The organism is Bacillus sp. FSL K6-1033 (assembly GCF_038630765.1).
In the GTDB taxonomy this organism is placed as follows: domain Bacteria; phylum Bacillota; class Bacilli; order Bacillales; family Bacillaceae; genus Bacillus; species Bacillus altitudinis.
The window spans coordinates 2,345,629-2,360,786 of sequence record NZ_CP152041.1; the positions used below are offsets into that span (position 1 = coordinate 2,345,629).

Consider the following 15,158-nt stretch of genomic DNA (forward strand, 5'->3'; position numbering starts at 1 on the left):
ACACCTACTTCTTTAATCTTATTTTAAGAGAAGGACGCTTGGCTCCTTTTGGAATGTAATCAGCAGAAGGGCCATCATAATCTCTTGACTTATTTCTCAGTGTATATCTTGATCCTTTTTTACTCATAATGATTACTTGCCTATCTTTACTTATTGACTTTTTCCATCCTTGCCTTCTAAGATTTTTCTCAAAATTCCTTTTTGTTACATTAGTAGCCCTGTTATTAACTATAGCTGTTTTCTTTTTTACATTTCTATAACTAGAATATGTTCTTTTTGCTTTAACTTTCTTCCTTGAAAGTTTATAAGACTTCTTCCCAGCACTAAATACCTTTTTCGCTCCCTTTAACTTTCCACCACCCAAAAATCCTGATGCTGCTGCAACTGCTGTACCTTTCCAGCCTTTACCCGATTTATAAGCTTTGTATCCATCATATACAGCAAATCCTGCATTGACAACAAACCATACCCAATGACCATCCGGGTCAACATTCATGACTGGGTTGTTGTTTCCATAGGTATATCCGTTTTGATCTAGTGCATCTCCATCGCTTCCTGGGTCTGGGTCAAGTGATAGGAATACGCCATTTTTTGGTTCATAGTAGCGGGCGATTAGATAGTAAAGTCCTGTTTCTTCGTCGAAGCGGTAACCAGCATAGCGATATGGGTTTCCTTTTACTTCTTCATCTTCTTTTACTTTTGTTGGAACGCCCCATGTATCGTATTCGTACTCAGCAACGATTTTTCCTGCACTATTTGTGATGGCAATGACATCACCGTGTGCATTGTAGTGATAAAAATATTTATTTCCATTTTGTGTGAATGCAAGGAGTTGTCCACTCTCACCGTATGTGTATGCTTTTGTGACTACGTTGTCTCCATCTGTTTCGTATAAAACATTCAGGCTGTCGCCGTCATAAAAGTAATTTGTTACTTTTTCATTCACTGTTTTTTGAATTCTGTATCCACGCTCATCATATTTGTAAGTGACAAATGGGTTGTCTTCCCCTTTTTTCGTAATGGCCGTTATGTTATCTTCTGCATCCCATTCATAAAGGAATTGCCCGTCAGACGTTCGGTTGCCATTTTTGTCATAAGTTAAAGTCTCATCATTTACCTTTGTCAGTTGGTTCATGATGTTGAATGATGCGTTGATTGTTTTTTTAGTGCCATTTTTTTCAGTCGTGACTGTTTTTCTATTTCCAAACCCATCATATGTGTACTCAATGACCGTGCCATCTGGATGAGTTTCTTTGATCAATTGATCTAATTTTCCATATTCATAACGAATCTTCCCGTTGCTTCCTTGATCAACCGTTATTCTGTTTCCATTTTGATCATATTCGTAAGCTTCGTTTAAGATCGTTACCCCTTGGCTTGTTCCAATGTGCAAATCATTGATTAAATTGCGCTCATCATAAGCAAAGCTAGCACCACTGCCGTTACCTGTAATAAAGGACTGAACATTTCCATTTTCATCATAATCAAACGAATACGTAGAACTCGAATCCTTCATCTGCGTCATTTGATCAAGCTTATTGTAACTGAATTGGTTCGTTCCTTTTTGATTTCCGTGTGTCCATTCAAAGGATTTCAGTTTATCTGAATTGGCTGGATACGTCCAAGTTTGGCTGCTGTCACGCTCTGTTAACTTTGTGATGCGGTTTTGTTGGTCGAACGTTCTGTTTTTGGTTGTGTTTTGTTCTTTGTTAACAACCGTTGTTTCGTTTCCGTTTTTATCATAGCTAAAGTTATATTTTTCTGTCCCATTGTATGACTTGGATTTCACTCGGTCTGTTCCATCATACGTGAGAGACACTTCATGTCCATTAGCAGAAATCGTTTTGATTAAGTTGCTATTCGCATCATATTCACTTTTCAACACATTCCCTAATGGATCAATGGTTTTTGTCAATTTGCCCATTAGGTCGTATTCGAATTGATACGTCTGATCTGACTCTGCACGAATGGTTTTCGACTGTTCATTGCCCTCTTTATCATACGTTCTCACAATGGATGTCCCGTTAGATAAAGTGATTTTCTTCAGCTGATCAGCCTGATCATATTCAAATGTTGTTTTTTCGCCTTTCGCATCTGTTTCAGAAAGTTTTTTGCCTGTTTCATCGTAGGCAGATTGAGATGAGTAACCAAGCTCGTCCTCTTCTTTAACTGCATAGTTCCCTTTTTCGTCGTAAGTGGTTTTCGTTAAAAGACTTCCTTCTACTAGACGGATATCATCAAACCAAGCCGTTCCCGTCGCACTTTTTTGGAAAACGATCTGTACGTCGACTTTTTTCAATGGTTTTGTTTTTGGTATGACAACCGCTGCTCGGTTCCATTCCTGTGTACCGGTTGGGAATTTCGCATTAAATGTTCCTGTTGTGCCATCTGTATACGTAACGAACGCTTGAAGTGAGTAATCATTTTCATTTGAGGCTTTGACATTTTCAGCCTTAGACATCCCAGTCAATGTGACATATACAGATTGATCATTCGCACTTTGTTCAATCGGTACAGATTGTTTATAGATGGCATTTGCTTGAGTTGAAGAGGTTCTTGTCATTTTTAACGAAACGTCATCGTTAAAGCCTTCTTCATTATCTAATGAACCACCTGTTCCGCTCCAGCTTGTTGTTTTATCCGTAAAGGAATTATTTTTGACTGGATTATAACTTGATGAAACTTCGCCTTTTTCTAGCTGAATTTCATCGAACCAGGCTTTTCCTTTTCCAGCCTTATCTCGATGATCCACTTCCATATAGATCACAGCTTTGCCTGCATGAGATGGCGTCGTAAACGTGACTTGGCGTTTGGTCCAATCATTTTTGCCTGATAATGTGCTGTAGCCGTTGCTGATCCATTGAATTCGTTTGTTGTTTGTATCTCTTAAATCGATGTTAAAAAATGCTCTTGCTTTCGTTAGCTCTGTCTTGATTTTTCCACTCAGTGTATACGTCGTATTTGGCTCTAGTGTCACTTCTTGAGTAGCAGAAGAATAGCCAAGTTCTGTTCCTTCAGTTGTCGACTGTGAACTGACCTCTAATACTCTGCCGCCAGATAACGGACCACTTTTTTCAGCTGTTTGCGCTAATTTCCCATCATCCTTAGATGCTGTAAGCTTCCAGCCAGTTAGCGTATCTTCAAAACTGCCATTTTTCAATATACTCGCACCTGCAGCAAGTTCTTTACTCGTTTGTACCAAATTCCCGTACGAGTCATAAATACTTGCTGAAGACATATTTCCACTTTGATCCGTTTCAGATACAGCATCTAATCCATCGTAGGCGATATCTGTAATATCTCCTTCTGTATCTTTCACTTTAGTAACATCATTGTTTTTGTTATACTCGTAGGTTTCTGTCCCGTAAGCATCCTTAGCTTGAATGACGTTGCCATTTTTGTCATACGAATAGCTTTCTGTAGCTTTTCCTTTTTCTACATCATTGGGATCAGTTTCTTCTACGATTTGGTTGCCTTCATATTTCGTTTTAGTAGTAATTTTAAGCCCTTCCGTATCATCTACAACTTGAATTGGATTGGCTGCTTCATTATACGTATACTGTATTTTCCGGCCGTTTGGCTGCGTCAGCATGAGTGTCTTTTTAGACATATCATATGCATACTCAAAAGTTTCTTTTTTTGCATTGATTGCCTTAACTAAACGGTGATTTTCATATTGGTATTCTGTAAAAACAGGCTGATCTTCTGTGCTGTTTTGAGAGAATTGTTTAATCAATTTTCCTTCTTTGTCATATTCATATGAGATACTCGTTCCATCAGAATCAATGACTTTTCTTAGGAAGCCTGCATCATACTCATATGAAAGCTTTTTTCCTTTTGGTCCTTGGACCGAGATGATATGACCATCTTCATCATATTCCATTGTTATTTTTCGTCCAGATGCATCTTCCATTGAAGTGAGCTGATTGTTTTCGTTATATTTGTATGTCGTTGTATTTTTATGTCCATCTACAATCTTGGTGATTTTCCCACCATTTTTACTAAAGTGTGCAAAGGTTTGATCCTTCGTTTTTAACATGTATTCATCTTTTGATTCCGTTAATTCAAGGAAAATACCTGTTGGTGGTTGATACGTACCATCTGCTTTTTTTGTAAAAACATGGGTTGTGGCATCCTCATCAAGATAGATGGCACCTTCTTTTGTTGGCGTGATACTAGTTTCTACATCTGCGTACCACCCTTGTCCAAACAGGTGGTCAGCTGCATCTAAACTGTTGTAAGTTCGACCAATTCCAAGTCCTGGTCCTCTTCCATCAATCGACATTTCTTCTTCACTGACAATCACATTACCAGTTGCACCATTCAGCTGGCCGTCTGGTATATCAATAATCGACCAGTAATCCTCTGTCCCAAGGAATTCGGCACCTTCATGGAATGTCGGGTTAAAGGCTGGTGTCGGAATGGTTTCTCCATTTGCATCGTAAGCGGAAAGGGTAAAGGAGTAGTTCTTGCGTCCTTTATAATTTCCATTCGCATTTTCATAAACTGGTGATGGGTCTAGCGCTAATTCCCCGCCTTTACCATCTGTATGAAGCACATATTTCCCACTTTTAACTTCAGTAGGAGTCGGCCAAATATTCTTATTTTGTGTTGTCCAATGATCGACATCACCAACATCAAATGATTGATATGCCTTACCATTATAGATGTTAATTTTATATCCTTTTGCATTTTTTACTTTGTCCCAATGTAAATTGATATAACCTGTTTGGCTCTCTTTCGTATTCGTATAAGCATATCCAGATAAAGCTTTCGGTTTAGATAGATCAGGTAAAGTTGGTCCAGATGGCGGTGAAGCAATAGCTTCTCCATCTTTATTGTAGGCAATCACTCTGAAGGAATAATGTTTTTGAGCCGCATCTCCTCCAGCATTTTTATAAGTCGCACCAGGATGAATTGGAAGCTCAGCCCCTTTTCCATCTTGGAGGTGCAATGCAAATTTACCTGCTTTAATCTCAGCAGCTGTTGGCCATACTTTTTTTCCTTTTGTTGACCATGATGTTTGATTCCCGAGATCCAATGTCTCATAGCTTTTCCCATTAAACATTTGTATTTTATAACCGGTCGCACCGGAAACTGAAGTCCAAGAAAGATCAAAGTAACCTGTTGCGTTATTATTATTGAATCCTTTTGTACTAGGTGCTTTCGCTCTAGCCACATTCGGCACGACAGGTTTTACTTTTGCTGACATTGCGCCTTCACCTTGGTCAAAAATCGCACTTACAGCTACCCAATAATTTTTGCTTGTCGCATAATTACCACCTGAGTTTTTGTAAACCGGGGAAGGATCAACTGCTAATTCTGTCCCCCCTTTTCCATCTAAATGAAGTTTATATTTCTTAGCTGCAATCTCGCTTGCTGTCGGCCAAATATTCTTTCCTTTTGTACTCCATGATGCCACATTTCCAACTGAAATGGCTTCATATTCTTTTCCGTTGTATAACCACACTTTGTAACCTTTTGCGCCAGACACCTTTTTCCAGCTTAAGTTTAAGTAACCTGTCCCATTTCCATTACTAAAACCTTTTACAGTTGGTGCATTTGCTTGTGGAATGGTATACGTGACTTCAATGACTGGTTTTTTGGTTGAGTTTGTTGATGAGATTATTTTTTTCCAATGGTCTTGTCCATTTCCATTAGCATGTAATTTAAAGCCGTAGTTAGCTGTTCCGCTATTCCAAGCTTTGATGGTCGATGTCACATCATAACTCGCCCATTGTCCTTTATATACGTTGGCCTTACCGATGTTTTTAGAACTTGGTTTATTGTTCCATGTTAGCTTTGTATGATCATAGTTGGCATTCACTGTATCAAGCCAAAGACCAGTTGCTTTCGTCCCGTAATATGAATGAGCAACATACGTTTTGAGCGTCGCTTTTGTTACATTCATATTTTGAATCGGTTTGAATGAATTAAACTTCATGAACGCGTAGTTTGTACCAGTTGTTTTATCATAATAACCGGTTTTCAGGACATAACTTTTCAGATTAGCATCCCATTTTTGCGTAGATGTTGAATAGTTTGTTGTTGGGTATGCACTCATAATGAATGTGTCTGATGAAACAGATAAAGAAGTCGATGGATCGATAGACACAGGATAAACTCGTTCAGGATCCTTGAGCCATTTCTCATCAGCAGTTACACGAAGTAAATAGCCATCATCTTCTTTTTGCAATTCAAAGCTCACATCTTCTGATCGAGCCACTTCGCCTGACTTTTCATCTAGATTTGAATCGGTCATAAACGGTTTTGGAACTTGAAAAATGGTCTGTTTTTTCTGATCAAAAAATCTAATAGAGCCATCTTCCTCAATTTCTCCAGTTAGATCTGTCTTTATTTTAAAAATAAAAGAATTGTAGCCATCATATCGTTTGAGTACAATATCTTCTTTGATATTTTCATTAAAAGTAAATGATCGTAAATCAATATGTGGAAATACCTCTTCGTATGTAAGTTCGTTGGTGTTCTCTTTAAATTGTGCAGAGGTATCTTTGGAACGAATTTCTGATTTGTTTGTTCCTGAAGCTTTTAAAATTGAAAATTCAATTTGATGCTTCTTGTGTTCGAATGTAGCATAGAGCCCTTGCTTCATTTGTTTTTGAAAGGTTGAATCTAACCTTGCATTTTCCGTTTCTATTTCTTTTTTCGAAGTTGCTTTTAACTCTGGAGAGATGTCCTCCCACTCAGCATCTGGTGACTCTTTTATATGAATGGGGTCAGGATATACTTCTTGCGTAAATACTCCCTCTCCTTCATAGAAAAGTTTGCTATTGGCTGTTCTTTCCGAAAGAACTTCTCCGTCTTTTCCAATTTCATCTTCATCAATCCCTGCTATTTCAAGGGTTTTTGAATCGTCTGTTTCTGGCATGCTGTTATGACTTGATTTTGTATTTTCTACATGTTCTTCTGCAAAAATGTCAGAAGGTAACATTGATATAAGCATCACAAAGGCTAGTAGTGCCGCAATATTCCTTTTCCATTTTACTTTTCTTTTTAGGTTCATATTAATCTCCTTATCATATATTTGTAACATTTGTAACATTACGCCATATATAATAATACATTTGAAATGATACTTCAATATATTTCTATAAATATATCATTCTTTCAAACTAATCCATATATCATCAACTTATCTATATATCCCCTTTTTCACACATAAAAAAGCACCCTAAACGGATGCTTCCAACAAATGATATTTTTTCAAAATGCGATAGGTGATGTCTTTTGCTTCTATGCCGGTGCCTTCGATATTTGTAGCGAAAATGTAGGTTTTATTTTCATGTTTGATAAAGCCTGCGTACCAGCCGATTCCTGATCCGGAGCCTGTTTTTCCGTATAGCGTGGCGTGTTTCTCTTCTTCTTGTATCATCATTCGTTTGACGGTTCTCATAACAGATAGGTCAAATGGGAGACTTTCTTCATATAGCTGTTTAAGGAAATGGACTTGTTCTACTGGAGAAATGCGCAACGTACTGCTTAGCCAAAACTGATCAATTCCGCCAGATATGTCTTGATTCCCATAATGAATGGCTTTTATCCAATGGCCCATGCGTTCTTCCCCGATGTCACGTGCCATGGCTTGATAATACCAGACGACTGAATCTCTCATACCAGAGCCCAGTGTATGGTCCTTATTCCAGTTATCAATCTCTCTTTTTACTCCGTCCCAATATTTGATGTCGTATTCATCTTTAACTGCGCCAGTTTGAAGTCCGATTAAGGCATTTGCTATTTTAAACGTTGATTGTGGTGCAAAGCGCTTGTTCGCTCTTTTTTTGTTATACACCCATGGTGATTTTTCTTTTACTTCTTGAATCACAAATGTGCCTTCCCGCTCTTTCATGAATTCATCGACGGACCATTTTGGAGATGTTCCTTCACTTGATGCAGGCTTGCTCATACAAAGTACTGCAAGCATCACGCCAGCAATCAGCCATTTCATCTTCTTTTTTTGCAAACAATCACCCTCTTTGCTCATGATTGCAATCGATTGTAGCATGCCGACTGATCAGAAATAAGAGCCGCTCGTCCTCTTTTTCAATAAAAAAAGCCGGTTTTATCCGGCTTTCTGTTTATTGTACGTTCAATTTTTTCTCTTCAATCGCTTGCTTTGCAATTTTCGAAATCGTCATATCGTCCATTGGTGGGTTATGAAGGCCAGCACGAATGTCTCGATAGTAACGTTGAAGCGGGCAGCTAAGGCTTAAGCTTTTTGCACCGACTAAACGCATGGCTTTATCGACCACTTGCAGACTATCATTGACGACTGTATGCTTCACAGCACCGAATTCATTGATTAACAGCTCTCTTTTCTCTGGCTGCTCATACAATGTTGTCGTTGAATAGATGACATGGCGTGCTTGCTTTAGTAGTAAATCAATTTCGCCAATCAGTGTTTGGACATTTGGCAGTTCGCTAATCGTTCCGTTAATACTGTTCGGTGAATGGGTGATGGCATACTGAACAGCATAGTCTCTTGCCGCTTGTGCAATCCCTAAATAACAGGAAGGGATATGTGCGATCCAAGGGTTTAACGTACCGCCCCGAGGTCCTTTTTGCACTTCAACCAACATGTCATCTGGAACTTCCACATGATCTAGAATTAAATCATGGCTCTCTGTTCCTCTCATGCCGACAACATCCCACGTTTCTTCTATAGAAACACCTTTTGTATCACGGTGAATTAAGAAGAAGCCCATCGCTTCTTTTTCTTCGATCCATACACCGACGAGAAAATATGTGAGTGCTGGTGACATCGTTGTGAATGTTTTCCTGCCGCTGATCACCCATTGATCTCCTGATCTCGTTGCAGTTGTTCCAGGTTTGCCTCCTCTTGTTGGACTCCCTGTCTGCGCTTCACTGACAGCCCGGTTCACAAGAGCCCCATTTTTGATTTCTTCAGCAAAAAATTGCAGCTGCTTCTCATTCCATAGTTTCTTTTCATAAATTTCGCCAACAACTCCTTGGTGCCAGCCGATCGATAAGGCAGTTGCTCCATCCATACTTCCTAGTGTTTCTTGAAAAAGGACCATATCCTTTACAGATTGACCCCCGCCCCCGTACTCAACAGGCAGAGACAACGTTGTATAACCCAGTTCTACTAATAATTCGATATTCTGTTTAGGAAAATAGGCACCCTCATCATGTTCTTTTGCAGATTGTTCGATCGTTTCACGAAGGGATTCTAGTTGATCTAGCCAATTTTTTTGAAAATCTGTATCGACAAATAATGCTTTAGACAAAACGTATCCAACTCCTCTGTTTCTCGCAATCTATCATATCCGATTTATCCAATAGGTATTATTAAAACACACTTTACTTATAGGATTTAATGTGTTAAATTTTATCAATATTAAGTACATATGTCAAAGGAACGTGATGCTTTTATGATTTCTGCTACTAATCTACATAAATCCTATGGGTCAACTCATGTGTTAAAAGGAATTGATTTCACCGTACAAGAAGGTGAAGTGGTCGCCATTATTGGACCGAGCGGATCAGGAAAAACAACCCTTCTCCGCAGTTTAAACAGCCTTGATATCCCAGACAAAGGAACGCTGACAGTTGGAGAAGCCACGATTCAATTTGAACAATATCGAAAAAAAGATCTTCTAAAACTCAGACAGCAATCGTCTATGGTGTTTCAGCATTATCACTTGTTTCAAAATAAACGAGCACTTGAAAACATCACAGAAGGATTGATTGTGTCTCAAAACATGTCTAAAAAAGAGGCGGAAAAAATCGGAGAGCAATTGTTAACGCGAATTGGGCTGCTTCATAAAAAAGATGCGTTTCCAAGTGAATTATCCGGCGGTCAACAGCAGCGGATTGGGATTGCCCGTGCTCTTGCCATGAATCCTGCGGTGCTTTTGTTTGATGAACCAACGTCTGCACTGGACCCAGAGATGGTCGGAGAAATCCTTGAAATGATGAAAGATATTGCGAGCCAAGGCATGACGATGGTCATTGTGACGCATGAAATCTCGTTTGCAAAAGATGTAGCGGATACAGTGATCTTTATGGCAGATGGGGAAATCGTTGAAAAAGGCTCACCAGAAGACGTCCTGATGAAGCCTCAGCATGAACGGACGAAACAATTTTTATCAAGAATTCATCGCGGGATGTGGCAAGGATTGGAGGAAGACAGATGAAGCGCAAGACTTTATTCACTGCCGCTAGTATCCTTCTGTTTCTCCTCTCTCTCATTGGCTGCAGCAGTGTGAAAACGACAACAGATGATGGCAGACAAATTGTCAAAGTCGCACTAAGCGCAGAAGTCAATCCGCCTTTTTTAGCCACAAATGACCGCAACGAACCGATTGGCTATAACATCGATTATTTAAATGAAGTCGAGAAACGTTTGCCACACATTCATTTTGATTATATCTTTGGCGAGGAAGAATCCAATTTAATTGGGATCGGCGCTGGGAAATTTGAAATGGCGGCTAATTGGTTTTTTAGTAATCCTGAACGTGAAAAACGCTTTCTTTATCCTAAGGTTCCATACGGCTATTCGATGACAGGTTTAATTGTGAATGAATCAGAGCAAGATATTCAATCTCTAGACGATATGACATCAAAAAAGCTCGCTCCCGTCAGTCCTAGCGGCGGCCTTCGTTCCATATTAAATCAATATAATGAAGAAAATGATCGGAAAATTCCGCTCACGACCATTGAAAGTCCTTCAAACGAACTCAATTTAAAACGAGTCGAAAGCGGACGGTCCGATGCGGCTTTTATGAATATTTCGACCTTTGATACGATTCAAAAACATCTTCACCTGAAAGTCAAAGTGGGCGGCATTGTCTCAAAGGAACCTATTTATCTTGTCTTACAGCCTAGTCAAAAGAAACTAGCATCACAATTGGACCGAGTGACACAAGAGATGATAGAAGACGGAACATTACCTGACCTTGCGAAGAAATGGTTTGGCGTTGATTTCTTTCAAGATATTGACTATATATCAGAGCAAGGCTATCAATATGAAGAAAGGAAGGAAGTGCCATGACGTTTACAGCTGGAGATTGGTTAAGAATCTTTTTACAGGTGGTTGATCGCCTGCCACTCACATTTCTGATGATTGTGGTGTCATTGTTTTTTGCCATCATCATCGGATTGCTGTTTGCTTGCATTCGAATCAAACAAATTCCAGTGCTGAAACAATTGGCGGTCATTTATTTGTCATTTACACGAAGTACGCCGCTCATTGTTCAGTTATTTCTGATTTATTTTGGCCTGCCTCAGCTTTTACTCATGGCCGGAATTCAAATCAATCATTGGGATCGTGTGTTATTTGTGATGATCACATTCTCGTTACATACGGGCGCTTATTTATCTGAAGTCTTTCGCAGTGCATATTCCTCTGTTGGGAAAGATCAGCTTGAAGCAGCTTACATTGTTGGGATGACAGATTCGCAGGCATTAATGAGGATCATTATTCCGCAAGCCTTTCTCATTGCACTTCCGAACCTCGGAAATTACACCATTGATCTCGTGAAAGATACCGCCATTGCATTTACAATCGGACTCATTGATATGATGGGACAGGTCAAAATCATCCTAGGCAATAACTACGGGATAGGGATGTTTGAAGTGTACGTCATCATTGCAATTGTGTATTGGCTGATTTGCATCAGTATTGAACTGATCACGATGCTACTGGAAAGAAAATTTGTAAAAGGCCGCACCAGCCTGTCACGCTAAGGAGGCGATTTGATGCAAACCATTGATATATCATTTGCGATTGACCATATACCACATATTCTAAAAGGCGTTCCCTTTACCTTATTGATTGCACTTGTTTCTATGGCTGTGAGCCTTTTGATTGGATCTGTTTTTGCTTTCATTCGCCTCTTTCGTATCCCTGTGCTCCGCCAGCTGGTCACGCTCTATGTATCATTTTTTAGAGGAACACCTCTCATTGTTCAGTTGTTTGCTTTCTTTTATGGCATTCCATTTGTTCTGACCAAAATGAATAGCACTTTTGGGTTGACCTTTCACCCGGATATGGTCTCCCCGCTTACCGTTGCCCTTATCACCTTCAGCCTGCATTCAGCCGCACATTTAACAGAAGTGGTCCGCAGCGCACTCCTTGCGGTAGACAGAGGGCAGCTTGAAGCGGCGAAAATCGTTGGCATGACCACCAGACAGGCGATGATGCGCATTATTTTACCGCAAGCGTTTGTGGTTGCCCTGCCAAACCTTGGGAATCAGCTCATTCAGCTGTTAAAAGCCACATCCCTTTCGTTTACAATTGGTGTACTGGAAATCATGGGAATCTCGCGCATCATTGCAAATGATGGCTACAAGTTTTTAGAAACGTATCTTGTCTCTGCTTTGATCTATTGGATGCTTAGTATTTTCTTTGAACTCGCTTTTGCTTTGTTAGAGAAACGAGTCAGCGTGTACGGAAAATCTCTTGGACGTTAAAAAAAGAGAACGGCATCTGCCATTCTCTTTATCGTCCTACTTATTCAGCACTAACTAAAATTTTCACTTGATCTTTTTCATTGATTAATGCATGGAAGCCATCTTCGATCACATCGTCCAGCTTGATTTTCTTCGTGACGAGTGTATCTGCAGAGAAATAGCCTTTTCTCATTAAGTTTAATACAGATGGGAAAACATCTCTGTAGCCGATGATTCCTTTGACTGTACGTTCTTTAATGACAATGTCATTCGGCATAATTTCTGCGCCTTTTTCCCAAATGCTTACAATGACTGTTTCACCTGAAATTCTAGTTGATTGGATTGCTTGCTTCAATACAACAGGTACACCTGTCACTTCAAAAGAAACATCGACTCCACCATTTGTACGGCGTGAGATTTCTTGAACAACATCTTCATACTGAGAAGGATCTACAATGATCGCTCCAAGTTCTTTTGCTTTTTCTTGGCGCTCTTTTGATAATTCCACTGCATAAATGTCAGTAGCACCAGCTGCTTTTAATGCTTCAATGACAAGTAAACCGATTGGTCCACAGCCAAACACAGCTGCTGTATCACCAGCTTGTACTTTACTTGAACGAACGGCATATAAAGCAACTGCAGAAGGTTCAACAAGTGCACCTTGCTCATATGAAATTTCGTCTGGTAACAAATGAAGTAATTCTTCATCGACAGATACATATTCAGAGAATCCTCCACCGCCACCAGCAAGTCCTAAGAAGCCCATGTTTTCATCTAAGTTGTAAGCACCTTGGTGCCCGTGAGTTGCAAAAATAGGTTCAACAACCACTCGATCGCCTACTTTGTAATTACTCACGCCTTCTCCAACTTCTACAATTTCACCAGAGAACTCGTGTCCCAGTGTAATGGGTGCTTTTTCTTTTGTAAGTGGATGAGGTTCATTCACAGGAATGAAGATCGGTCCGCCTAAATATTCATGTAAATCACTACCACAAATGCCGCACCATTTTACTTTCAGTTTCACTTTTCCTGGAGCAACTGTTGGTTCGTCAATTTCCTCTAGTCGAATGTCCTTTTGATCGTGCCAGCGTAGTGCTTTCATTTGTAAGACTCCTTTTCTCATCAATTTAATTAACTTACTTAAATAATGATAACATAATTTTTTTAATTTTCTAAGTAAGATGCACTATTTTTTTGACAGTCAATGGACGAAAAATGACAAAACATAGCAACAGACAAATAAGAAGCATACATAGGCAGCCAATCATGACAGAAGTACGTATCGATAAAACATGCGCCAATGCGCCGCATATTCCTGTCATCATCATCGTCAGAACAGCTTCACATAACGCATAAAAACTTGCCACTCTCCCCATAACCTCTACCGGGATATTCGTTTGATAAAAAGTCATAAAACCGGTGTTTGCAAATGCTAAAAAGAAAGCGAGAACAAAAAAGCCAACTGCTGCGACTGTCAATGTGCTTGAAAAAGCATAGATCAAGTATCCAAAAGCCACAAACAAACTCCCCGCACCAAGCATCACTGAAATAGGCAGCCTTTCGACAATGACCGTATTGAGACATGCCCCTGCGATAATCCCTGCTCCAGCTACACTGACAAGAAACCCATATTCGGTATTGGTCAACATCAGCACTTCCTTTGCAAAAGCTGCTTCAAGTGAGTCAATCGCAGTCGGCAGCACTGTGATGGCGGCACTAAATAATAAATACACGGCCATCACTTGCCGGGATGTGAGACTGAAACGAAATACAAGTTTTGCATCTTCCTTTAATACTGAGAGAGAAAAGCCTTTTTGTGCCCCGGCTGCTTTTGACAAAATCGGTAAACACATCGTCAAAACAGCAGATATCAAAAGGCAGATTGCATTTACATAAATTGAAAGGACTGGTGTACCAATGAGAAAAAGCAACCCTGCTACGGCGGGTCCGAGTAAAAATCCACCAGACTGAAGCAAAGATCGAATGGCATTAAACCGTTTTCGTTTATCCGCCGGGATTAGTGCTGTCATATACACCATCGAAGCTGGATGAAACATGGCTTGTGCCATATGAATGAGAAATAGCATCACATATACGATCAATAAGTGGCCTGAAAATAAGGCAAAGGGTAAACAAGCAATCAGAATGGCCCGGCATAGATCTAGACTGATCATGACATTCCGCTGATTCAGTCTATCTATTAAACTACCAGACCAGCTATTTGTTAAAAGAGCCGAGACAGGTCTTAACATATAGACGGCTGTTACAGCAAGAACGGAGCCCGTTTCCTGAAAAATCAGCAGATGGAGAGCAATTATATAAATCCATTCTCCTATGTTCGCAATACCAATCGCTCCAAGTAACATGCTCATATCCCGCCAATGTTTTTTCATCGTGGTGCCCTCCTTTTTGTCATAAAAAAATCCCGCCCCCAAGACATTTCTGTCTTGAGGACGGGATTGACTCCGCGTTGCCACCTCAGTTCATTCACCTGTTACCAGATGAACCTTAGCAGGTTATCGCTAACCCTTCTCTATAACGGGAGAATGCCGCTGCACCACCATCACAATGAATCCGGTGCAGAGCTAAGAGGCTTGGTTCTGTAACGCTTCCCAGCTCCTTCTCAGCTTCACGGAGTTCTCTGTGTGAGGCAGCCATTACATACTCTTCTCTATTTGCGCTTTATCTTTTTTTCATCACGATCAGCTGAATTGTTCTATATTGTA

General features: G+C 40.0%; 9 protein-coding genes and 1 other annotated feature. Of the genes, 4 read left to right on the forward strand and 5 right to left on the reverse strand.

The annotated features are described in order from the left end of the window. Nucleotides 1-4 precede the first annotated feature (4 nt). The 3 genes from MHH31_RS12065 to MHH31_RS12075 all read right to left on the reverse strand — a co-directional run bounded on the left by MHH31_RS12065 (nt 5) and on the right by MHH31_RS12075 (nt 9,266). The gene (locus MHH31_RS12065; RefSeq protein ID WP_342494833.1) at nt 5-7,024 is read right to left on the reverse strand and encodes a DNRLRE domain-containing protein; all 7,020 of its coding nucleotides are present in this window, start codon (nt 7,022-7,024) and stop codon (nt 5-7) included. Nucleotides 7,025-7,192: 168 nt separating this feature from the next. After that, entirely contained in the window at nt 7,193-7,981 is a 789-nt protein-coding gene (blaBPU, locus tag MHH31_RS12070; RefSeq protein WP_342494834.1) for a BPU family class D beta-lactamase, read from the reverse strand. 115 nt (nt 7,982-8,096) lie between these two features. After that, on the reverse strand, nt 8,097-9,266 hold the full coding sequence (locus tag MHH31_RS12075; protein ID WP_342494835.1) for an acyl-CoA dehydrogenase family protein: 1,170 nt from the start codon (nt 9,264-9,266) through the stop codon (nt 8,097-8,099). Between the two features lie 120 nt (nt 9,267-9,386). On the opposite strand from MHH31_RS12075, the gene MHH31_RS12080 reads away from it, so the two are divergent. The 4 genes from MHH31_RS12080 to MHH31_RS12095 are packed head-to-tail and all read left to right on the forward strand — an operon-like array spanning nt 9,387 to nt 12,453. Beyond that, nucleotides 9,387-10,175 carry an amino acid ABC transporter ATP-binding protein gene (locus MHH31_RS12080; RefSeq protein WP_008342612.1) on the forward strand — a complete coding sequence of 263 codons (789 nt, stop codon included), beginning with the start codon at nt 9,387-9,389 and terminating at the stop codon, nt 10,173-10,175. After that, complete coding sequence (locus tag MHH31_RS12085; protein WP_125589849.1) at nt 10,172-11,032, forward strand: amino acid ABC transporter substrate-binding protein; 861 nt, start codon at nt 10,172-10,174, stop codon at nt 11,030-11,032. The genes MHH31_RS12080 and MHH31_RS12085 overlap by 4 nt, the downstream gene beginning before the upstream one ends. Next, a complete protein-coding gene (locus MHH31_RS12090) occupies nt 11,029-11,727 on the forward strand; it encodes an amino acid ABC transporter permease (RefSeq protein ID WP_041506838.1) in 699 nt (232 codons plus the stop codon). Before MHH31_RS12085 ends, MHH31_RS12090 begins: the two co-directional genes overlap by 4 nt. 12 nt (nt 11,728-11,739) lie before the next feature. Then, nucleotides 11,740-12,453, forward strand: coding sequence for an amino acid ABC transporter permease (locus MHH31_RS12095; protein WP_342494836.1), 714 nt, complete (start codon nt 11,740-11,742; stop codon nt 12,451-12,453). Between the two features lie 40 nt (nt 12,454-12,493). Here the strand turns inward: MHH31_RS12095 and MHH31_RS12100 are convergent, their stop codons facing one another. Together MHH31_RS12100 and MHH31_RS12105 are read right to left on the reverse strand one after the other, a co-directional pair. Further along, a complete protein-coding gene (locus MHH31_RS12100) occupies nt 12,494-13,534 on the reverse strand; it encodes a 2,3-butanediol dehydrogenase (RefSeq protein WP_058336599.1) in 1,041 nt (346 codons plus the stop codon). A gap of 70 nt (nt 13,535-13,604) precedes the next feature. Next, the gene (locus tag MHH31_RS12105) at nt 13,605-14,825 is read right to left on the reverse strand and encodes an MFS transporter (protein WP_342494837.1); all 1,221 of its coding nucleotides are present in this window, start codon (nt 14,823-14,825) and stop codon (nt 13,605-13,607) included. Nucleotides 14,826-14,878: 53 nt separating this feature from the next. Then, nucleotides 14,879-15,119, reverse strand: a binding site (T-box leader). Nucleotides 15,120-15,158: the final 39 nt, after the last annotated feature.

Excerpts from the sequence above, each read along its gene's own strand:
- MHH31_RS12105 (WP_342494837.1), bottom strand. The coding sequence starts at position 14,825 with ATGAAAAAACATTGGCGGGATATGAGCATGTTACTTGGAGCGATTGGT.
- MHH31_RS12095 (WP_342494836.1), top strand. The coding sequence starts at position 11,740 with ATGCAAACCATTGATATATCATTTGCGATTGACCATATACCACATATT.
- MHH31_RS12100 (WP_058336599.1), bottom strand. The coding sequence starts at position 13,534 with ATGAAAGCACTACGCTGGCACGATCAAAAGGACATTCGACTAGAGGAA.
- MHH31_RS12085 (WP_125589849.1), top strand. The coding sequence starts at position 10,172 with ATGAAGCGCAAGACTTTATTCACTGCCGCTAGTATCCTTCTGTTTCTC.
- MHH31_RS12090 (WP_041506838.1), top strand. The coding sequence starts at position 11,029 with ATGACGTTTACAGCTGGAGATTGGTTAAGAATCTTTTTACAGGTGGTT.
- MHH31_RS12080 (WP_008342612.1), top strand. The coding sequence starts at position 9,387 with ATGTCAAAGGAACGTGATGCTTTTATGATTTCTGCTACTAATCTACAT.
- MHH31_RS12065 (WP_342494833.1), bottom strand. The coding sequence starts at position 7,024 with ATGAACCTAAAAAGAAAAGTAAAATGGAAAAGGAATATTGCGGCACTA.